Annotated in this window: 11 protein-coding genes; 7 read left to right on the top strand and 4 right to left on the bottom strand. The window is 74.0% G+C overall.

Annotation, left to right across the window (positions count from 1 at the left end):
• Window positions 1-45: 45 nt before the first annotated feature.
• The 3 genes from BMX74_RS36665 to BMX74_RS36655 all read left to right on the top strand — a co-directional run bounded on the left by BMX74_RS36665 (window position 46) and on the right by BMX74_RS36655 (window position 10504).
• Entirely contained in the window at window positions 46-612 is a 567-nt protein-coding gene (locus BMX74_RS36665; RefSeq protein ID WP_055502335.1) for a dihydrofolate reductase family protein, read from the top strand.
• A 196-nt stretch (window positions 613-808) separates the two neighbouring features.
• Window positions 809-4111 carry a LamG-like jellyroll fold domain-containing protein gene (locus BMX74_RS36660; RefSeq protein ID WP_055502336.1) on the top strand — a complete coding sequence of 1101 codons (3303 nt, stop codon included), beginning with the start codon at window positions 809-811 and terminating at the stop codon, window positions 4109-4111.
• A gap of 21 nt (window positions 4112-4132) precedes the next feature.
• Window positions 4133-10504 carry an RHS repeat-associated core domain-containing protein gene (locus BMX74_RS36655; protein ID WP_091105086.1) on the top strand — a complete coding sequence of 2124 codons (6372 nt, stop codon included), beginning with the start codon at window positions 4133-4135 and terminating at the stop codon, window positions 10502-10504.
• Window positions 10505-10764: 260 nt separating this feature from the next.
• Here the strand turns inward: BMX74_RS36655 and BMX74_RS36650 are convergent, their stop codons facing one another.
• Window positions 10765-11112, bottom strand: a complete 348-nt coding sequence (locus BMX74_RS36650) for a VOC family protein (protein WP_055502338.1) — start codon at window positions 11110-11112, stop codon at window positions 10765-10767.
• Between the two features lie 397 nt (window positions 11113-11509).
• Between BMX74_RS36650 and BMX74_RS36645 the strand changes: the two genes are divergently transcribed.
• From BMX74_RS36645 to BMX74_RS45195, 3 genes are read left to right on the top strand one after another with little or no spacing between them, the layout of a single operon-like run.
• Entirely contained in the window at window positions 11510-11941 is a 432-nt protein-coding gene (locus BMX74_RS36645) for a hypothetical protein (RefSeq protein ID WP_143078898.1), read from the top strand.
• A gap of 52 nt (window positions 11942-11993) precedes the next feature.
• On the top strand, window positions 11994-13760 hold the full coding sequence (locus tag BMX74_RS36640; protein ID WP_091105085.1) for an RNA ligase family protein: 1767 nt from the start codon (window positions 11994-11996) through the stop codon (window positions 13758-13760).
• Entirely contained in the window at window positions 13760-17224 is a 3465-nt protein-coding gene (locus tag BMX74_RS45195; protein ID WP_218154165.1) for a poly(A) polymerase, read from the top strand. Before BMX74_RS36640 ends, BMX74_RS45195 begins: the two co-directional genes overlap by 1 nt.
• 54 nt (window positions 17225-17278) lie before the next feature.
• Here BMX74_RS45195 and BMX74_RS36625 read toward each other — a convergent pair whose 3' ends face one another.
• Complete coding sequence (locus BMX74_RS36625) at window positions 17279-17662, bottom strand: DUF6578 domain-containing protein (RefSeq protein ID WP_091105083.1); 384 nt, start codon at window positions 17660-17662, stop codon at window positions 17279-17281.
• Window positions 17663-17781: 119 nt separating this feature from the next.
• Between BMX74_RS36625 and BMX74_RS36620 the strand changes: the two genes are divergently transcribed.
• Window positions 17782-18498: a hypothetical protein gene (locus BMX74_RS36620; RefSeq protein WP_055502343.1), complete on the top strand. Its 717-nt coding sequence runs from the start codon at window positions 17782-17784 to the stop codon at window positions 18496-18498.
• 4 nt (window positions 18499-18502) lie between these two features.
• Here BMX74_RS36620 and BMX74_RS36615 read toward each other — a convergent pair whose 3' ends face one another.
• Together BMX74_RS36615 and BMX74_RS36610 are read right to left on the bottom strand one after the other, a co-directional pair.
• Window positions 18503-18799 (bottom strand): hypothetical protein, encoded by a 297-nt coding sequence (locus BMX74_RS36615; RefSeq protein ID WP_055502344.1) that lies wholly within the window; start codon window positions 18797-18799, stop codon window positions 18503-18505.
• 106 nt (window positions 18800-18905) lie between these two features.
• Window positions 18906-22154: an efflux RND transporter permease subunit gene (locus BMX74_RS36610; RefSeq protein ID WP_055502345.1), complete on the bottom strand. Its 3249-nt coding sequence runs from the start codon at window positions 22152-22154 to the stop codon at window positions 18906-18908.
• Between the last annotated feature and the right edge of the window lie 71 nt (window positions 22155-22225).

The following is a 22225-nucleotide window of genomic DNA, read 5'->3' as shown; positions in this document are numbered from 1 at the left end:
GAACAGCCGGGCCGGGACGGCCCGCGAACCCGATGGAGGAACGTCATGAGGAAGATCGTCGCAGGCCTGTTCATCTCGCTCGACGGCGTCGTCGAGGACCCGGCGGCCTGGCACTTCCCGTACTTCAACGACGAGATGGGCGTCGCCGTGACGGAGCAGCTCGCCACCGCCGACACCGTGCTCCTCGGCCGCAGGACGTACGACAGCTTCGCCGGGGCCTGGCCGGCGCGCGAGACGGCGGGCGAGGCGGACGCCGGCATGGCCAAGGCGCTCGGCGACGCGCGGAAGATCGTCGTGTCGCGCCAGTCGCCGGAGTTCACCTGGCGCAACTCCGAGCAGTTGCGGGGCGACCTCGTCGAGGCCGTCGCCGCGCTGAAGCAGGAGCCGGGCGACACGCACATCGCGATGAGCGGCTCGGTGTCGATCGTCCGCCAGCTGCTGGACGCGGGGCTGCTGGACGAGCTGCGCCTGCTGGTGCACCCGGTCGCGGTCGGCAAGGGCGAGCGGCTGTTCGCGGAGGCGGAGAAGCCGGTCCCGCTGACGCTCGTCTCCTCGGAGACGTTCAAGACGGGCGTGCTGCACCTGGTGTACAGCCCCGCCTCTGCCTCCTGAGCCGGGCGGGTGACCCCCCACGGGACCAGCGGCGGGTGGTTTTCTCCAGATGAAGGGTCTTGCTGAAAAAAAGTTACTTACACGCCCTTTACGGCACCCGTGACACGGGTGACAATCCCCTCGACAACCGAAGATCGTGGAGACGCCGGGCAGTCACGGCCCGCGCGTAACCCCTGCTCACCATGGGCGAGGACCGATGCGGGTAGTGCGTGCATCAGTGGCTGCGGCGCTGGCGTTGACCTTGACGCCGTCGCCCCCGGCGGCGGCCGTCCCCACGGCCGAGGCGTCCGCCGCCCTCGCCGCGAAACCCGCGGAGCCGCGGCGGGCGAGCGCCGCGGCCGCCTCGCCCGAGGAGGCCGCGGCGGCGCTCGCCCGCCGCACCGGCCGCTCCGTCGAGGTCGAGGCGCTGCGCGGCGAGACGCGGCAGGTGTTCGCCAAGCCCGACGGCACCTTCACGCTGGAGCAGAACGTCCGTCCCGTCCGGGTGCGGCAGGGCGGCCGCTGGGTGCCGGTCGACACCACGCTGCGGGTGCGCCCCGACGGCGCGGTCGAGCCCGTCGCCGCCGCGGTCGGCCTGGCCTTCTCCGGCGGCGGCGCCGCACCGCTCGCCCGCATGGCGCGCGGCGGCAAGGAACTGCGGCTGGGCTGGCCGGGCACCCTGCCCAAGCCCGTGCTGGACGGCGACACCGCCACCTACCCGGAGGTCATGCCGGGCGTCGACCTGCAGGTCACCGCGGACGTCGACGGCTTCTCGCACGTCCTGGTCGTCAAGTCACGGGCGGCGGCCCGCGCCGCCGCCCTGACGGAGCTGGCCTTCCCGCTCTCGGCCAAGGGGCTGAGGCTCACCTCGGACGCCGCGGGCAACCTGGAGGCCGTCGACGCCGAGGGCGGCACGATCTTCACCGCGCCCACGCCCACCATGTGGGACTCCACCGGCGGCGCGGGAGCGGCGGCGCTGCGGGAGGGGCGGGCGCCCGACTCCCGCCAGGCCGCGATGGACGTCGAACTGGCGGGCTCGCGGCTGCTGCTGCGCCCGGACCGGGCGATGCTGGAGGACCCGCGGACGCGCTACCCGGTCTACCTCGACCCCTACTTCTCTGCGGCGCGGGGCGCGTGGACGGCCGTCTGGAGCACCTATCCGAACAGCAGCTACCTGAACTCGAGCGACGTGGCCCGCTCCGGCCACGTCAACTCGCAGACCAACCGGTCGTTCTTCCAGATGAACACCGGCTCGACCATCCACGGCAAGCAGATCATCAAGGCGACGCTGCGCACCTACGAGACGTGGTCGTACTCCTGCAGCGCCCGCCAGGTCGAGGTGTGGGGCACCGGCGCGATCAGCAAGAGCACCACCTGGAACAACCAGCCGTCCTGGACGAGGAAGCTCGCCACGGTGAACGTCGCCAAGGGCTGGGGCTCGTCGTGCCCTGCGGGCGGCGTGGAGTTCGACGTCACCTCGTGGGCCGCCGACGCCGCGGCCAAGAAGTGGTCGACGATGACGGTCGGCGTCCGGGCCACGAGCGAGACCGACCAGTACGCCTGGAAGAAGTTCAAGAACAACCCGACCGTGGTCATCGAGTACAACTCGCTGCCGGCGGCGCCCACGGCGGCCGACGCCTGGTCCGACCCGGGCGGCGCCTGCGCCTCCGGTGACGCCCGCCCGATCGTCAGCACGGTCACGCCGAAGCTGTGGGCGAAGCTGACGGACGCCGACAACGCGGTCAAGGGCCGTTTCGAGTGGTGGAGCGCCGCCGGGGTGAAGCTCGGCGAGCAGGTCACCGCCGTGCAGTCGTCCGGCACCGCCTTCTACGCGACGGTCCCGCAGGGCGCGTACGCCGACGGCGACGTGGTGCGCTGGCGGGTGCGTGCCGAGGACGGCCTGGCCACCAGCGCCTGGAGCCCGTGGTGCGAGGCCGCCGTGGACGCCACCGCGCCGGGCAGGGAGCCGGGCGTCAGCTCGCCGCGGTACGCGGAGAACACCTGGAACGACGGCGTCGGCCTGGCGGGCGCGTTCACCTTCACCCCGAACGGCGTCACCGACGTGGCGGCCTACGTCTACGGCCTCGACACCACCCCGGGGTCGCAGGTCGCGGCGGGCCAGGACGGCTCGGCCACGATCCAGCTCACCCCCGTGCACGACGGCCCCAACGTGCTGGCGGTCCGCAGCAAGGACCGCGCCGGGCAGCTCGGGCCGATCCGGACGTACCTGTTCAACGTCAACGCGGGCGCGGGACCGGCCGGGCGCTGGCCGTTCGACGAGGGGCAGGGGACGGTGGCGGCCGACGCCGCCGACGCGCACCCGGCCACCCTGTGCGGCGGCGCCGCCTGGACGGCCGGCAGGAGCGGCATGGCGCTGCGGCCGGGCGACGGCTGCGCGCAGACGTCGGGGCCGGTGGTGTCCACGTCGCGCAACTTCGCCGTGGCGGCCTGGGTCCGCCTGACGGGCAACGGGGCCACGGCCACGGCCGTCACGCAGGAGGGCTCCCGGGTCGCCGGGTTCGCCCTGCAGTACTCGAAGCCCGACGACCGCTGGGCGTTCACCAGGACCGACGCCGACGCCGACGGCGCGGCCACGGTCAGGGCGCTGTCGGCCGCCGCGCCCAGGCTCGGCGAGTGGACGCACCTGACCGGCGTGTACGACACGGCGGCCGCCCGGCTGACGCTGTACGTCAACGGCAGGCTGGAGTCGTCCGTCGCCTTCACCCGGCCGTGGGAGGCGGCGGGAGCGCTGACGGTGGGCCGCGGCAGGCTCGCGGGGGCGCCGGCGGAGCCGTGGCCGGGCGACGTCGACGACGTGCGCGTCTACGGCCGCGCCCTGGTCGCCGCCGACGTGGCGGACATCGTCAACAGCGCGGCCACGCTGGTCGGCCACTGGACGCTGGACGAGGACGCCGGGACGACCGCCGCCGACTCCTCGGGCAGGGCCACGGCGGCGACGCTCGGCGGCGGCGCGGCGTGGACGGCGGGCTGGCTGGACGGGGCGCTCGCCCTCGACGGCGCCACCGGGTACGCGCAGACCGGCGGGCCCGCCGTGGACACCAGGTCCGGGTTCACCGTCACCGCCTGGACCCAGCTCGACTACCTGCCTTCCGGCGACGCCGCCGCGGTCGCGCAGACCGGTTCGCGGGCCGCCGGGTTCCAGCTCGGGTACGACCAGGCGCAGCAGCGCTGGATGCTCGGCATGGCGTCGGCCGACACCGACGCGGCCACGCTCGCGCGCACCCGTTCCGACGCCGTCCCGTTCCCCCTGGAGTGGACCCATGTCGCGGGCGTCTACGACGCCCTGGCCGGCCGCCTCAGCGTCTACGTCAACGGCCGGCTGTCCGCCACCACCGTCACCGACCACGTCAGCACATGGAACGCGACCGGCCCGGTGCAGCTGGGCCGGACGAAGGCCGCGGGCGTCCTCACCGGCCACTGGCCGGGGACGCTGGACGACGTCCGCGTGTACGACGGCGTGCTGAGCGCCGAGCAGATAGCCCAGCTAGCCGCCCAGTAATCCCCCGCCTGGGAGAGGTTCATGGACCTGCCGAGTGAGTTAGACCTGCCGGAATCCCGCTGGAATCGTTTTCAGCGCCGTGGCGAGCGCCCCGACGGCCGCCCCGGCGAGCATCCCGACGAGTGTCCCGACGACGACCGCGGCGGCCCCCCGGACGGGCCCGGCGACGAGTCCGCGTCCCACTGGAACCGCTTCCTGCGGCCCAAGAAGGAGTCGCCCTGGCCGCGCCGCATCGCCGCGGTGCTGTCCGTCCTCGTGGTGGTGCCGCTGGCGCAGGCCGTGCCCGCGAGCGCCGCGCCGAGGTCCGCGCCCGGGGTGCGCAAGGAGACGCCGGTCCGGGGCGGGAAGGTGCCCGTGCTGCCGCCCCAGGCCGACCCGGCCCGCAAGCAGGCGTGGACGGCGCCGCCCGCCGTCACCTGGCCCAAGCCGGGGACGGCCGAGCTGAGCGCGGCGGCCGGGGCGGCGGCCGACAAGGCCTTCCCCGTGCGCCTCGCGCCCCGGAAGCAGGAGCAGAAGAGCGCCGCGGCGGCCGGCCCGGTCCGCGTCGAACTGCTCGACGCCGCGAAGAGCGGCCTGCTCGGCCTCGCCATGCGCGTCACCCCCGCCCAGCAGGACACCCAGGCGTCCGGAACCGCTCCGGGTGCCGCCCAGACGGCCGCCACGAGGACCCGCCTGCAGATCGACTACTCCGGCTTCCGGTACGCCTTCGGCGGCGACTACGGCGCCCGGCTGCGCCTGGTCAAGCTCGCCGACTGCGCCCTCGACGCCGCCCCCGCGTCCTGCCCGCGCCCCCAGCCCGTGCCCGGGACGAACGACCCCAAGGCCGGCACCCTGACCGCCGACGTGGAGGCGCCCGCCCTGTACGCGGTGACCGCCGCCCCCTCCGGCCAGTCCGGCGACCACGCGGCCACCTCGCTCGCGCCGGTCGCGAGCTGGAGCGTCGGCGCCCAGTCGGGCGACTTCACCTGGGACTACGAGCTGCGCGCCCCGCCCGCGCTCGGCGGCGACGAGCCCGCGCTGTCCCTGTCGTACTCCTCGCAGAGCGTGGACGGCCGCACCGCCTCCACCAACAACCAGCCGTCCTGGGCCGGCGAGGGCTTCGAGCTGAACCCCGGCGGCTACGTCGAACGCCGCTACAAGTCCTGCATGATCGACGGCAAGAAGACCGGCGACCTGTGCTGGGACCAGGACAACGCCACCCTGTCCCTCGGCGACTCCGCGGTCGAGCTGGTCAAGGACGCCACCTCCAAGCAGTGGCGGCCCAAGCGCGACGACGGCACCAGGGTCGAGCACCTGACCGGCGCCGCGAACGGCGACAACGACGGCGAGCACTGGCGGATCACCACCGACGACGGCACCCAGTACACCTTCGGGCTGAACCGCCTGCCCGGCTGGGCGAGCGGCAAGCCGGAGACGAAGTCGGTGCAGACCGTCCCGGTGTTCGGCAACAACAGCGGCGAGCCCTGCTACTCCAGCACCGCCGCGAACGCCTGGTGCCAGCAGGCGTACCGGTGGAACCTCGACCACGTCGTCGACACCCACGGCAACGCCATCACCTACTGGTACGCGCAGGAGAAGAACTACTACGGCCGCTCCATGAAGCCCGAGCTGGGCACCGAGTACGTGCGGGCCGCGTACCCGGTCCGCATCGACTACGGCTACCTGCAGGGCGAGCTGTGGACCAGGTCGCCCGCCGCGCGCGTCGTCTTCGACGTCGCCGAGCGCTGCGTCCCGAACGGCGCGATCACCTGCGACCCCGCGCAGCTCACCAAGGAGAACGCGGCCTCCTGGCCGGACGTGCCGTTCGACCAGATCTGCGACGCCGGCGTCAAGTGCACCGAGCGGCTGACCCCCACCTTCTTCACCCGCAAGCGCCTGGCAAAGGTCACCACCCAGATCCTCGACCCCGGCAAGACCAGGTGCGGCCAGACGTACTGCGCGGTCGACTCCTGGACGCTCACCCACTCCTTCCCCGCCACCGGCGACGGGCTCAGCCCGTCGCTCTGGCTGGAGTCGGTGCAGCAGACCGGCCACGTGGGCGGCACCATCAGCCTGCCCAAGGTGACGTTCGCCGGCGTGCAGCTGCCCAACAGGGTCGACGCCGACGAGGGCCGCGCGCCGCTCGTGAAGTGGCGCGTCCAGGGCGTCGGCAACGGCACCGGCGGCGAGCTGCGCGTCACCTACGCGCCCGCCGACTGCAAGCCGGGCGAGCTGCCCGCCGCCGACCGCAACACCCGCCGCTGCTTCCCGCAGCGCTGGTCGCCGCCGGACGAGCCGGAGGTGACCGACTGGTTCCACAAGTACGTGGTCGCGCAGGTCGCCGAGGTGGACCGGGTCGCCGGATCCCCGTGGGTGGTCACCGACTACGAGTACCTCGACGGCGCCGCCTGGCACTACGCCGACAACATCCTGGTCAAGCCGGAGCACCGCACCTGGGCGGAGTGGCGCGGCTTCGGCCGGGTCCGCGTCCGCCAGGGCGACGGGCAGGACGCCGCGCGGACGCTGACGGAGTTCCGGTACTTCCGCGGCATGCACGGCGACCGGCTGGCCGACGGCACCAGGCGCAGCGTCCAGGTCGTGGACTCCGAAGGCGGCAAGCTCGACGACCACGACCAGTTCGCCGGCTTCGAACGCGAGGAGATCCTCTACGACGGCGACGGCGGCCCCGTCGCCACCGCCACCGTCGAGGAGCCGTGGTCGCTCAAGACCGCGGAGTCCACGCAGGGCGGCGTCACCAAGACCGCGCACGTCGTCCAGCCCAGGTCGATGGTGACGCGCACCGCGCTCGCGGGCGGCTCCTGGCGGCGCACCGGCGAGGAACGCGCCTACGACTCCTACGGCCTGCTCACCCAGGTCGAGGACAAGGGCGACCTGGCCAGGACCGACGACGAGCAGTGCACCCGCTACACCTACGCCCGCAACTCCACCGCCTGGATGCTGGACTACGCCAGCAGGGTGCAGAAGGTCGCCTCCGCCTGCACCGCGACGCTCGCCGCCGGCGACGTCATCTCCGACGAGCGGGTGCAGTACGACGGCGGCCCCTACGGCCAGGCCCCGACCAAGGGGAACGTGACCGCCGTCCAGGAGGTCGTCTCCTCCGACGGCGCCGCCATCACCGGCAGCACCCACACCTACGACGCCTACGGCCGCGAGACCAGCGAGACCGACTCCGTCGGCACCACGTCCACGACCGTCTACGCCCCGGCCTCGGGCGCGCCCGTCACCGAGATCACCCAGACCAACCAGCTCGGCCACGTCGAGCGCACCCTGCTCGACCCGGCCTGGGGCGAGCCCGTCGCCGAGATCGACGCCGCCAACCGCCGCGTCGACATGGAGCACGACGCGCTCGGCCGCCTCGTCAAGGTCTGGCAGGCCGACCGCAGCAAGGCCGCCGGGCAGACGCCCAGCACCGAGTACTCCTACCTCGTACGGAACGACGGCCCGAGCGTCGTGACCACCAGGACGCTGCGCGCCGACGGCGGCTACACCGCCAGCCACGAGCTGTACGACGGCCTGGCGCGCGAACGGCAGACCCAGGAGCCCGCGCCCAGGGACGACCAGACGCAGGACCCGGCGCTGCGCGACGGGCGCACCGTCACCGACACCTTCCACAACTCGCTCGGCGCGGTCGCCAAGTCCAACACCGGCTACTTCGCCACCGGCGCCCCCTCGACCGACCTGCTCGGCGTGTCCGACGCCGACGTGCCCACCCAGGTCGTGTCGGCCTTCGACGGCACCGGCGACGTCAACGCCCAGATCCTCAAGGTCAAGGGCGCGGAGAAGTGGCGCGTCACCGCCGAGGAGCAGGGCGACCGGGTGCACATCACGCCGCCGCCCGGCGGCACCGCCACCACCCGCATCGGCGACGCCGAGGACCGGCTGATCGAGCTGCGCCAGTACAAGGGCGCCACCCCGACCGGCGAGTACGAGTCCACCAGGTACACCTACGACCACGCCGGCCGCCTGTCCACCGTGACCGACCCCGCGGGCAACGTGTGGCGCCACCACTACGACCTGCGCGGCCGCGAGATCAAGACGGAGGACCCCGACAAGGGCGTCGTCACGACGACGTACAACGACGCCGACGAGGTGGTCAGCACCACCGACGCCCGCGGCAGGACGCTGTGGTACGTCTACGACGAGCTGGGACGCAAGAAGGAGCTGCGCGACGGCTCCGCCACCGGCCCGCTGCTGGCCGAGTGGAAGTACGACGCGCTGGCCAAGGGCCACATGAACGCCTCCATCCGCTACGTCGGCGGGCAGGCGTACAAGGCGGAGATCAACGCGATCGACGCGGCCTACCGGCCGCTGCGCCAGACCGTCACCATCCCGGAACGGGAGGGCAAGCTCGCCGGGTCGTACCTGCTCAACACCCGCTACACGCTCGACGACCAGGTCCAGTCGGTCAGCTTCCCCGCCGGGGGCGGGCTGGCCGAGGAGTCGGTCGTCTACTCGTACGACGAGCTCAGCCAGCCGGTCAAGGTCACCGGCCTGTCGTCGTACGTGACCGCCACCCGCTACTCCAAACTCGGCGAGACCCTCCAGCACGAGCTGAGCACCGGCGGCAGGAAGACCTGGCTCACCTACACCCACGACGAGGGGACCCGCCGCCTGACCCGCATGCGAGTCGACCGTGACGGCGTCGCCTCGCCCGACCTCGACCTGAACTACTCCTACGACCCCACCGGCAACATCACGAAGATCGCCGACCAGGCGGGCGGCCGGGACACGCAGTGCTTCACCTACGACCACCTGCGCCGCCTGACCTCCGCCTGGACCGCCACCGACGACTGCGCCGCCGGCTCGCCGCAGTCCGACGTCATCGGCGGCCCCGCCCCGTACGCCGTCAGCTACGCCTACGACGCCACCGGCAACCGGACGAAGGAGACCAAGCACGCCTGGGGCGGGGCGTCGGAGAGCGTCCGCACCTTCACCTACCCGGCGGCGGGCGGCAAGCAGCCGCACGCCCTGCAGAGCGTCGGCTCCGACCTGTTCGAGTACGACGAGGCGGGCAACACCACCAGGCGCAAGGTCGGCACGTCCGACCAGGCCCTGGTCTGGGACGCCGAAGGCAACCTCGAATCGGTGACCGAAGGCGGGAGGACCACCTCCTTCGTCTACGACGCCGACGGCGACCGGCTGCTGCGCAAGACCCCGGCCGACGCCACCCTCTACATCGACGACATGGAGCTGCGGCTCGACTACGCCAAGGACGCCGTCGAGCAGACCCGCTACTACACGATCAACGGGCAGCCCGTCGCTGTCAGGACCCCCGACAACTCCGTGTACTTCCTCGCCAACGACCATCAGGGCACCGCGCAGGCCGCCGTCAACGCCTCCACCGGCGACCTCGCGGTACGCAGGACCACCCCGTTCGGCGAGGAGCGCGGCTCGCCGCCGCCGTGGTGGCCGGGGCAGCGCGGGTTCGTCGGCGGCACCCACGACCCGACCACCGGGCTCGTCCACCTCGGGGCCCGCGAGTACGACCCGAAGAACGGCCGCTTCCTGTCGGTCGACCCCGTCATCGACGAGGAGGACCCGCAGCAGCTCAACGCCTACGCCTACGCCAACAACAGCCCCGTCTCCATGAGCGACCCCGACGGGCAGCTGTTCTGGATCGCCGTCGGCATCGCCGCCAGGATCGCCGCGCAGATCATCGCGCGCAGGCTCGCCGCCGCGGCGGCCAGGCGGGCGGCGCTCGCCGCCGCGCGGGCCGCCGCCAGGCGCGCCGCCATCGCCGCCGCGAGACGCCGAGCCGCCGCGCTGGCCAGGAAGAAGGCGGCCGAGGCCGCGAGGAAGCGGGCCGCGGCGGCCGCGCGGCGCCGGGCGCTCGCCGCCGCCAGGAAACGCGCCGCCGAGAAGGCCAGGAAGGCGGCGCAGGCCGCCGCGAGACGCCGAGCCGCGGCGGCGGCGAGAAGGGAGGCCAGGAGGAAGGCCGCGGAGGCGGCGGCCAGGCGGCGCGCGGCGGCCGCCGCCAGGGCGCGCAGCAGGCGGGCCGGGCGGCTGCCCAGCGGCACCCAGCGGGCCCGGCCGCGTCCCGCGGCGCGGCCCACCAGCCACCGCGCGACGCAGCGTCAGTCGCCGCCGAAGGTCAGCAGGCAGCCGGCGCAGCCGAGACCGAACCACGTCTACCGCAACGACGGCTCCGTCCAGCAGACCAGGTCCTTCACCGTCTACCGCGACGGCAAGATGTACCCGGACGGGCCGCCGCCGCCCAACCTGCCGCGTCCCGGCGGCTCCGGCCAGGCCGAGAAGCAGATCTTCAAACCTGAGAAGATCGAACCGGAGAACACCAGGACCGGCACGATCGCCGAGGCCGGCGCCCGGGTGACCCGCTGGTTCGACCAGAGCGGCCTGGACGACGCCCTGGGCATCATCGACATCATCTTCTGACCGGCACGCGGTGACCGGCACGCCCTGACCGGCTGCTCCTGACCGGCGGCTCCTGAGCGGCCGGTCAGGAGCCGCCGCTTCTGACCGGCTGCTCCTGAGCAGCCGCTTCTGAGCAGCCGCTTCTGAGCGGCGCGGCCCGCGGGCCCGGAGGGATCCGGACCCGCGGGCCGTCGCCGTCCGGGCCGAGCGGGTGACCGGCCGGCCCTCCGCGGGCGTGAGCACGACGACGTGCCCGGTACGCCACCCTTCGCAGGAGCCCGTCAGTACGAGCAGACCTCCAGCCGGTTGCCCTCGGGGTCGCGGAACCAGAACCAGGTCACCGGCTGGTCGGGGGCCTGGTTCAGCGGGCCGACCTCCACCTGCCGGTCGAGGAGCCACTGCCGGGCGGCGGCGGCGTCGGGAGCGTAGAAGTTGAACCCGGACCAGTCGCCGTCGCCCGGGTCGAGCAGGGTGACCGGCGGGCCCTCCGGGGGTGTGAGCACGACGATGTGCTCGGTGCGCCAGGCTTCGGGCCAGCCGAGCACCTCCTGGTACCACCCCGCCACGGCATGCGGGTCGTCGCACCTGACGAACACGGTGTCGATCTTGCGGAAGGGCGTCTCGCTCATGGTGGGACCGTCCTGCGAACCGGTGGGCTACGAAGGCGCCGGATGGAGCTCCGGCCGGGCCAGCGTAACGATCCGCACCGACAATGAGACGGATGAGCGGTGGCGGTGAAGGGGGCGTGACGCGGTGAGAAGAAGGCTCGTCGTGCTGGTGCCGGTCGTGACGGCATGCACCTTGGCGGCGGCGGCGGCGTGCGGCGCCGCCGACCGCACGCCACCGCCGGCCCCAGCCGGAGCCGCGACACCCGCACCCGCGCCACCGCCCACCGGGACGACCACGCAGGAGCCCGCGTCACAACCCCCCACACCGCCGGCCTCCCATTCCACACTGCCGCCCGCCTCCCCCTCCAGTTCACCTCCCGGGACGCCGCCCGCCTCTCCCCCCACCGCGTCCGGGGTGGTGCGGTGTGACACGGCGATCGGGGCCGAGGCGTCGCCGCCTCCCGGGTTCGCGGTGGTGGGCGGGGTCGTGGCGCTGCCGACCCGCCGGACCCTCCAGGTCTCCCGCACGGAACTCCCCGGCGGCGGCACGGGATGGTTCGCCAAGCAGGGTCTGCTCGTCCGGCGGGACCGGCTCGCCGAACTGACCGTGCCGGAGGACCTGCGGGACCGGTTCTGGCTCACCTGGGGCGGCATGGAGCACCCCGCCGCCCGGGTGACCGCCGGGCCGTGCGGCGGCGCGGCCAGGTGGGTGGCCTTCGCGGGCGGCTACGTCGTCCGCGCCCCCGCCTGCCTGCCGGTGCGCGTCCGAGGCCGTGGCGGCGAGCACCACGAGGTACGCGTCCCCGTCGGCGCGCCCTGCCCGGAGCGCCCGTCCCCGGTTATTCGATAGATCCGTCTCCGCCGCTTCTATAGGGTGACGCGGGGCTTCGGGAGGGGGGATCATGCGCGTGCACTATCCGCGTACGCCGCACCTGCCCTGGTCGCCCGGCGCGACCACGGACGACGTACGGGCGGGCGACCTGTCCGGCCTGCGGGGCCGCGAGGTGGTCGTCACCGAGAAGCTCGACGGCGAGAACACCACCCTGTACGGCGACGGCCTGCACGCGCGGTCCCCGGACTCGGCGCACCACCCGTCCCGCGCCTGGGTCAAGGGCCTGCAGGGACGCATCGGGGCGAGGATCCCGCCGGGCGGGCGGGTGTGCGGCGAGAACATGTACGCCCGCCACTCCATCGCCTACCACGACCTGGAGAGCTGGTTCTACGGGTTCTCGGTGTGGGACGGCGACCGGTGCCTCGACTGGGACCGCACCGTCGCCTTCCTGCGCGGGCTCGGCGTCCCCACGCCTCCGGTGCTGTGGCGCGGCGTCTTCGACGAGCGGACACTGCGCGGCCTGCGGCTGGACACCGACCGGCAGGAGGGCTACGTCGTGCGGACCGTGGAGGGGTTCGGGCTGCCGGAGTTCGCCGGGCGGGTGGCCAAGTGGGTGCGGCGCGAGCACGTCCGCACCGGCACGCACTGGATGCACGCCGCGGTCGTGCCCAACGGCCTCGGGCCGGCCGCCGCCCTGTGGTCGGTGCGTTCGGGGGCGGAGGCCGACGTGCCCGCCCTGCTGGCCGCGACCGGCCTCCCCGGCCTCCCCGGCATCCCTGGACAGCACGAGGGAGCGGACGTCAGGGCGGCGGTGGCGGAGGTGGCGGCCAGGCTGGACGCCCTCGGCCGCCACGGCGACGCCCGGCTGGCGGGCGTGCTCGCCACCGCGCTCCACGCGCTGCCCCGCGCCGGGCTGGCGGCCCGGCTGGCGGGGCCGCTCGGCATGCCCCTGGCCCGGCGGGTGGCCGACCTGGTCGGGCTGCACGCCGCGCTGCACCGCCCGTACCCGGACGAGCACCGGCGCGCGGGCCTGGCGCGGATGGCGTTCGCCGCCGACCTGGGGGTGCTGCACGCCGTCGCGTCCGCCGTGCCCCTGGCGGGGTGGCCGGACGAGGCGGCGCGCGCGGCGCGCGAGCAGGCCGAGTGGTCGGCGCTGCACGCCGAGGAGGCCGGGCTGCTGGCGCCGGGGCCGCTGGAGCCGCTGCGGGCGGGCCTGCGCGCGGCGCTGGCCGGGCTCGACCCGGAAGCGGCCGACCGCTGCTGGGCGGAGGCGCGCGAGGCCTGGGCCGCGGGGCGGATCGCCACCGCCGAGGAGGCGGTGGCGGCGTCGTGGCGGTGGCGGGCTGGACGGTTCCCCCGGCTGGTGCACCTGGTGGGGCCGTCCGGCAGCGGGAAGAGCACGTTCGCGGCGGGCCTGCCGGGAGTGGACGCGCTCCTGTCGCTGGACGACCTGCGCGCGGCCCGGGGGTCGCGGGCGGACCAGCGGGCCAACCACGAGGTGCTGGCGGACGGCCTGCGCCGGCTCGACGCCGCGCTCGCCGCCGGCGGCACCGTCGTGTGGGACGCCACGTCGCTCAACCAGCACCAGCGCTCCCTGGTGGGGACCGTGGCGCGCCGCCGCGACGCCCTGACCACGTACGCGGTGGCGCTGGCGGAGGAGGACGAGCTGCACCGGCGCAACGCCCGCCGCGCCCACCCGGTGCCGCCGCAGGTGCTGGACGCGCAGCTGCGCAGGTTCGTCCCGCCGTATCCGGGTCAGGCGCACCGCGTCTGGTACGTGGGGGCGTCGGGGACCGTCGAGGACGTGGACGGCACCCTGGACGGGGAGGAGGCGTGATGCGTACCAGCGAGGAGATCTACCACCGGGTCCGCTGGGACCCCCGGTTCGACCCGTCGCGGTTCGTCCTCGGCGTCGGTCAGCGGGGAGCCGGGCCCAAGCGCGTCCCGCTGCCCGCCTTCGTCCCGGGCGGTGACATCCCCTGGCACCGGATCCTGTTCGTGGAGGCGGACGGCGAGCTGGTGTGGGACCGCGCCACCGGCCTGGACCGGCTCGACAGCTGCGACGCCGGCCGGGTCCGCGACCCGCGCCGCCTGCGGGCGCCGTTCTTCACCGCGAGGACCCCGCACGCCTGGGACCCCGCCGCCGGCTGGCGCCCCGCCACCGGCCAGGGCGCCGGCACGGCCGGCGGCCGGGTGCGCGTCCTGACGTGGAACACGCTGTGGGACCGCTACGACGGCGACCGCATCGACACCGCGCGGCGGCGTCCCCTGCTGCTGGAGGCTCTGCAGCGGGCCGACGCCGACGTCGTCGCGCTGCAGGAGGTGGAGCCCGCCCTGCTGTCGATGCTGCTGGCGGCCCCATGGGTACGCGACCGGTACACGGTCGCCGCCGACCCCGGCGGCGAGGACGTCGACGACTGCGGGCTGCTGCTGCTCAGCCGGCTGCCCGTGACGGAGGCGGCCTGGCACCGGCTGGGCCCGCACAAGGCGGTGGCCGCCGTCGTCGTCCACACCGGTGCCGGCCCGCTGGTCGTCGCCACCACGCACCTGACCAGCGACCACGCCGAGGACGGCGCCGACAGGCGGCGGGCGGAACTGGCCCGGATCGGCGAGGGGCTGGCCGGGATCGACGGCGACGTGCTCCTCGCGGGCGACTTCAACGACGGCACCGGCACGCCCTCCGCGGCGCTCGGACTCCGCGACGCCTGGACGGAGGCGCGCGGCGCCGACGACACCCCCACCTTCGACCCCCGCGTGAACCCGCTGGCGGCGATCTCCTCGCTGTCCGGGCGGGCGGCGCGACTGGACCGGATACTCCTCCGTGGCCGCCCCCGCACGCTCTCGGCCACGCTGCACGGAGACACCCCGGCCGCCGGCGGCCTGTACGTCTCCGACCACTACGGCGTGGAAGCCGTCCTGGACATCCCGGGTGACGAACCTGCCGCCGTCCGACATGTCACGGCCGACGAACAGCCCGGCATCCCCAAGCCGCCGGACCCCGACCCAGCGGGCATCCTGAACACGCCGGGCCACGACCCGGCGGGCATCGTCGACGTCGCAGGCCGCGAACCGACGGACGCCTTGGACGTCACGGGCCGCGAACCCGGCGGCATCCCGGACATCACAGGCCGCGAACCTGACGGCCACCAAGACCTGGCGCGCCGCGAACCGGGCGGCTTTCCGGACATGACGGGCCACGAACCGGGCGGCTTTCCGGACATGCTGCGCCGCGAACCCGGCGATGTCCTGGAGGTGTCGCCGACCGCGCGTACGGCCGTGGCGTGGATACCGCCGGCCGACCTGTGGCCGCCCATCCAGGCCGTCCGCCGGCGGCACGATCCGCGGGTCGATCGCTGGCCGCCACACGTCAACCTGCTGTTCGGGTTCGTGCCGGAGTCGGCGTTCGAGTCGGCCGCGCCGCTGCTGGCCGCTGCCGCCGCCGAGGTCCAGCCCTTCACGGCCCGGCTGGAAGGGGTACGGTCCTTCCGGCACCGCGACGACACGACGTTCTGGCTCGACCCCGCAGCCGCCGACCCGGAGCCCTGGGCCCGCCTCCGCCGGGCGCTGGAGCGCCGCTTCCCCCGCTGCACGGGACGGGCGGAGGGGTTCACCCCGCACCTGACGCTGGGCCGCACCGGCGACCCGCACCGGCTCTCCGTCCAGGTCGGCCCCATGACGGCCCGGGTCGGGGAACTGGTGCTGCTGTCGCGGCGCGGGGACGAGCCGATGCGGCCGCGCGCCGTGATCACCCTGGGCACCGGCGACCTCCGCTGGATCCCAGACCCACCACTTCCGTCCACCTCACCCACCGAGAGCCCCGCCCTGGACAGCGCGGAGACCGACCCGGACGGGCAGAAGACCACCCGCCACGGATGGACGGCCGCCCCGGACGGGCGGGCACGAGGGGTGGTCGCGGACGCCCCGCAGGCCGAGCCGCGTGGGCAGGAGGCAGGCGGGTGGGAGGCGCGGCGGGTCGAGGAGATCGTGCGGCTGCTGGGCGAGGGGCTGCGTCCTGGGATCGTGCACGTCGTGGGCTCTCGCCGTACGGGGTGCGCCCTTCCGGGGGCGGATCTGGACCTGGTGGCCGTCCTGCCCGGCGAGGCGGACCTGGCCGAGGTGCGGGCCCGGGTGCGGGCGACGCTCCCGGACGCCGTACGGCTGCGGCCGGTGATCGGCGCCCGGGTGCCGGGCCTGCGCATGCACGTTGCCGGTCTGGACGTCGATCTGGCCGTGGTGTCCAGCGGTCCGCTGCCCCCGGGTCAGGCCGTTGACCGCCGCACCGAGCTGGGCCCGGCCGCCGCGGTCGCCCTGAGCGCGGTCAGCGACGCCGACGCGGTACGCGCCGCCGTCGGCCGCGACCACGCCCGCTTCGCCGCGCTCGCCAGGCGGGTGAAGGCGTGGGCGCGGGCTCGGGGCCTGGACGCCGCCCCGCTGGGCGGGCTGCCGGGGCTGGCGTGGGCGGTGCTGGCCGCCCGCACCGTACGGGACGGCCGCGACCTGCCCGACGCGGACCTGCTCGGCCTCTTCTTCAGCACCTGGGCCGCCTGGGACTGGCGAGACCCGATCACCCTCACCCCGTCTCCCCCACCCTCGACCGCCGCACCGTCGAACCCAGCGCCGCCCCACCTCCCACCTTCGATCCCCGCACAGTCGGAACCCGCGACGCCGGTGCTCCCGCCGTCGGACCTTCCACCGTCGGTGCTCCCGTTGGAGCCGGCGCCCATGACCGTGCTCACGCCCACTGGCCCGGTGCGTAACTGCGCCCGCCAGGTCTCCCCCGGTCGTCTCGACCTGCTCACGCAGGAGCTCTACCGGGCGTGGGAGCTGATCGACGGCGGCGACGTCTCCGCCCTGCTCGCGCCGCCGCCTCTGCACCGCCGCCACGCCGCCTGGGCGGTGGTGACGGTACGCGCCGACCTCCCGGAGCAACCCGGGCGACCAGGACGACCAGAGCGGCGAGGGCGGTCGGAATGGCTCGAGGAGTTCGACGCGACGCTCGGCCGGGTCAGGGGCCGCATGCTGGAGTTGCTGGCCGTCCTGGACGAGGCCGGGTCCCCCGACGCCCACGCCTGGCCCCGCCCCTTGACGACTGGCCCCGCCACCGCAGGCCGAGCCGCGGCGGCCCCCTCCGTCGCCGGCCCTTCCAACAGCGGCCCGCAGTCCGTGCGGTACGTCGTCGGCCTGGGCCGCACCCCGCCGGACCCCGCCCGCCTCGCCGTGATCGCCGCAGCCTGGACCAGGGGCCTGCCCGGGGTCACCGTCGAATGGGCGGAGGGCGGCGCCGTCCGTACGCTGACCTGAGCGGCACCGATCTCCCCGAGGCCGACCGTGCCGGCCCGCCCCTGCCGAGGGTTCTCACGGGGACGTGGCCAGGCGCACCAGGTAGCCGACGAACTCCAGCTCGCCCCGGTTCGGCGTCCAGCCGTCGGCGTGGTCCACCGGGGAGAAGGCGGCCGACCCCCTGACCGGGTGCAGGACGCGGGACTCCGCCGACGGCGCGTAGCGGCAGTGCACCGCGGTGATCCTGGTGACCGTCGCCTCGGTGGCGGGGGTGTGCTCCGGCAGCCCGCCGTGGTGGTCCTCGACCCGGTCGACGGCGGCGGCGGTGTCCTGGCCGAGCAGTTCCGCCAGACCGGCGCGGTCGGCGGGGCCGAGCGTCCACGAGATCCGCGATCCGACGCGGAACGGCGTACCGCAGCACTGCATCTGCCAGTCGGCCACCCACACGAGAAGCTCCATGACCGCAGTATCCCCGCGCTCGCCGGCCTCGTCCGCTTCGTCTTCCGCCACCGGGGGGAGCGGGGCGGGTCCAACCGAGCTCCAAGAGGCTCGCAGGAAGCCGCCGCGATCATGGCCGGATGAAGAGATTCCTGCCGGCCGCCCTTCTGCTCGGCGGCGTCCTGGCCGCCCCTCCCGCCTCGGCCGCCGCCGCCTCCGACGTCGCCCAGCTCACCATGCCGTACATCCTGGCGCCCGTCTACGAGGGCCAGTGCCGGCCGGTGGCCGGTCTCACGGCGAGCGCGCTGGTCACGACGGACCGCGACACCGAGGTCAGCTACCGTCTGGTCGTCGACGGCACGCCGGGAGTCACCAGGACGCAGCAGCTCAGGGCGGGCCTGCGGCAGACGATCGGCGATTTCTGGTACAGCGGCACCACGACCGGTGTCACCGGCACCGTACGCATCGAGGTGCTGAACCAGAACATGCCCTTCAGGGAGGCGCCCTACAGCATCACGTGCCGGCAGGCGGACGTCCCCGCCGGCGGCGTGGGGGTCTCGGCGTTCACGCCGATGGCCTACTACGGCGACTGCCTGGAGGCGCCGTACGTGACCGCCCACGGCACGTTCCGCGCTCCTGCGGGAACGCAGCTCACCTGGCGTTGGGTGGTCGACGGGGTGCCGGGTTCCTACAGCAGCACCACCGTCCCGCCCAGCGGATACCTCAGCGTGCAGTCCGCCTACTGGACGCGGCAGCCGAGGTACAGCGGAGCGGTCCGCCTGGAGGCGCTGGGCTACGGCAACCCGTTCGCCGAGGCCCTGTATCCCATCCGCTGCCAGGGCTCGCCGAAGAGGTGACGGGTCAGTGGCGGCTGCAGATGACCTTGTCCTTGCCTACGCGCTTCGACCAGGCGAGGCCGCACTTGGTGTAGGACCACTTGCCCTGGGCGCAGGTCCAGTACCCCTGGCCGCCCACCCGCATGGCGCCGTCGCGGCAGGCGTGCCCGCCGCGCTTCCCTCCGCCGTGGCCGAGCGCGTCGGCGTGGGCGGCGCCGGCCGGAGAGGTGACGGCCATCCAGCCGGTCAGCAGCGCGCCGATGGCGAGGACCGTCATGCGGGGGGCCGCCGAGCCGATGGAACGTTCGCTGGTTCTCTTCATGCACCCCATCATTGCCGTGAGTGATCGACCCGAAACAGTACGTGTCGATCGCGGTGCGAAGAGGCCCGGCGGGGTCCGGGGAACCCCGCCGGGCAGCTGGAACGCGTCAGGCCGGTTGGCCCGCCAGCTTCTCCTTCGCCGCCTCGCCCGCGCTCTCGGGCGCCGGCCCGCCGGACCGGGGGGCCTTCGGCCCGCGGTCGCGCTTCCTGGTCGTGGCCACCACGAGGGTCGGCACGAGCACCAGGGTCAGCAGCGTGGACGAGATCAGGCCGCCGATCACGACGATGGCCAGCGGCTGGGCGATGAAGCCGCCCGAGCCGGTCACGCCCAGCGCCATCGGCGTCAGCGCGCAGATGGTCGCCACGGCCGTCATGAGGATGGGGCGCAGCCGCCGCCTGCCGCCTTCGATGACCGCCTCGACGACGCCCATCCCCTGCTCGCGGTACTGGTTGATGAGGTCGATCAGCACGATGGCGTTGGTGACGACGATGCCGATCAGCATCAGCATGCCGATGAGCGCGGGCACGCCCAGGGCGGTGTCGGTCGCCACCAGCAGGCCGATCGCGCCGGTCGCCGCGAACGGGATGGACACCAGCAGGATGACGGGCTGGACGAAGCTGCGGAACGTCGCCACCATGATGAGGAACACGATCGCGATCGCCACGAGCATCGCCATGCCGAGGTCGGAGAACGCCTGCTCCTGGTCGGCGGACGCGCCGCCCACCTCGAAGCTCGCGCCGGAGGCGAGGGTGACGCCCTTCAGCTTGTCGCGCAGCGCCTGCGTGACGGTGCCGAGGTCGCCGCTCTCCGCCTTGCCGGAGACGGTGGCGGAGCGGTCGCCGTCGACGCGGGTCACCTGGCTCGGTCCCGCGACCTGCTTGACGTCGGCCACGGACGACAGCCGCACCAGCCCGGCGGCGGTGGGCAGCTGGAGCTTCTCGATGGCCTTGACGTCCTCGGGCGCGTCGGAGCCGCGCAGCACGAGGTCGCCGACGCGTCCGTCCAGGGTGAGCTGGCCGAGCGGCGCGCCGCGGAACGCCTGCGCCACGGCCTGCCCGATCTGCGTCTCCGTCAGGCCCTTCTCCGCGGCCTTCTCGCGGTCGACGACGACCTCGACGCGGGGGGCGCTGTCCTCCAGGTTGGACGACACGTCGCGCAGCCCGGACACCTGGCCCATCGCGGCCTTGATCTGGTCGGCGGCGGCGCGGAGCGCCTTGACGTCGGGGGCGCGCACGATCACGTCGATGGTGTCGGAGGAGAACCCGCCTCCCCCGGCGCCGCCCACCTTGACCTCGCCGACGCCGGACAGGGCCGCGACCTTGTCGCGCAGCGCCTGCTCGACCTTGGCCGAGTCGGCGTCGTCGGCGACGGTGATGGAGTAGGAGGCCCGGTCGGCCGTGCCGCCGACGCCGCCGCGCATGGCGTTGCCGCCGCCCACGTTCACCTGGTACGACTCGACGCCGTCGAGGTCGGCGAGCACCTGCTCGACCTTCTTGGCGGCGGCGTCGGTGGTGGCGAGGTCCGTGCCGACGGGCATCCGCTGGGTGACGGAGATGGTGTTCTGGCCGGAGGAGTCGAGGAAGTTGGTCCGCAGCCCGCCGGCCAGGCCCATGGTGGCGACGAACACGGCCACGCCGATGAGCACGGTCACCAGCTTGTACCTGGTGGCGAAGCGCAGCACCGGCAGGTAGGCGCGCTGCAGGGGGCTGCGCAGCTCCTTGGCCTCGGCCTCCTCGCGCTGCGCCCTGGCCTGCTCGGGCGTCAGGTCGGGCGCCTTGAGGAACCAGTACGCCAGCACCGGGATGACGGTCAGCGACACGACCAGGGAGGCGAGCAGCGCCACGGCCACGGTGACGGCGAAGGGGCGGAACAGCTCGCCGACCATGCCGCCGACGACGGCGATCGGCGCGAACACGGCGACGGTGGTCAGGGTGGAGGCGGTGACCGCGCCGGACACCTCGCGCACGGCCGACAGGATGGCGGTGAGCTTGGCCTCGCCGTAGCCGAGGTGGCGCTTGATGTTCTCCAGCACCACGATCGAGTCGTCGACGACGCGGCCGACGGCGATCGTGAGCGCGCCCAGGGTGAGCATGTTGAGTGAGTAGTCGCCCGCCCACAGCGCGATGAGCGCGATCACGACCGACAGCGGGATCGACACCGCGGTGACGATGGTCGAGCGCACCGACAGCAGGAAGACGAGGATGACCAGCACCGCGAACGCCAGGCCCAGCAGGCCCTCGGTGGTGAGGTTCTCGATGGACTGCTCCACGTACGGCGCCTGGTCGAAGACGACGGACACCCGCGTGTCGGTGGAGTCGCCGAGTTCCTTGGTCAGGTCGGGCAGCTTGTCGCGCACGGCGTGGGAGATGGCCACGGCGTTGCCGTCGGGCGTCATGGTGATGGACAGGCCCAGGCTGGCCTTGCCGTCGGTGCGGGTGATGACGGAGGCGTCGGCGAGGCCGCGGCTGATCGTGGCGACGTCGCCCAGTTTGACGGGCTTGCGCGGCTTGGCCGCGGCGGGCTGCTGCGCCTGGGCGCCGGGCTGCCCGGCCTGGGCGGGGCGGCCCGGCTGGCCGGTCTGGGGGCGGCCCTGCGCCTGCTGCGGGGCGGCCTGCGGCTGCGCCGGGGTGAGGTAGAGGTCCTTCAGCTTCTCGATCGTGTCGATCCTGCTGCCGACCTGGACGGTCAGCGCCTTGCCGTCGGAGGTGAGCGTGCCGGCGGGGATGGGGGTGCCGTTGGCCCTCAGCGCCTCGGGGATCTGCGCCGCCGACACGCCGGCGAGCGCCATCTTGGCGACGTCCGGCTTGATCGTGACGACCTCGTCGCGGGTGCCGGTGACGGTCACCTCGCGTACGCCCTCGACTCCCTGCAGGTCGGGTACGGCGATGCGGCGCAGCTTGTCGGCCATGGCCCGCTCGTCGCCGCCGTCGCCGACGGCCAGCACCATCACCGGGATGTCGTCGGTGTTGCCCGCGACGACCTGCGGGTCGACGCCGTCGGGCAGGTTCAGGCCGGTGAGGGCCTGGCTCATCTTGTTCACCGCGGACTCGATGTCGGTGCCGTACTCGAAGGCCACCTGGACCTGCGCGAGGCCCTCACGCGACGTGGAGGTCATCTGCTCCAGGCCGGCGATACCCTTCAGGGAGTCCTCGATCGGCTGGGTGACCTGGTCCTCCACGATCTCCGGCGAGGCGCCCATGTACGGCGCCACCACGAAGGCGCCGGGAAACGCCAGCGACGGGAACAACTGCTGTTTCAGCTGCGGGATCGTGAACGCGCCGAAGGCGCTGAGCACGACCGCGATCAAGATGACAAGAGTGCGGTTGACCAGGCTCAACCGCGCGAGAGCGGTCATAGGGCTTCCCCTCCAAGATTTCGCCCCAGACTAACACTTCGCTTTGTACGAATATTTAGCGTCACATGACG

The organism is Nonomuraea pusilla (assembly GCF_900109355.1).
GTDB classification, from domain to species: Bacteria; Actinomycetota; Actinomycetes; order Streptosporangiales; family Streptosporangiaceae; genus Nonomuraea; species Nonomuraea pusilla.
Note: the sequence above shows the minus strand (reverse complement) of the source record. Positions and strands in the feature narration are given on the sequence as shown.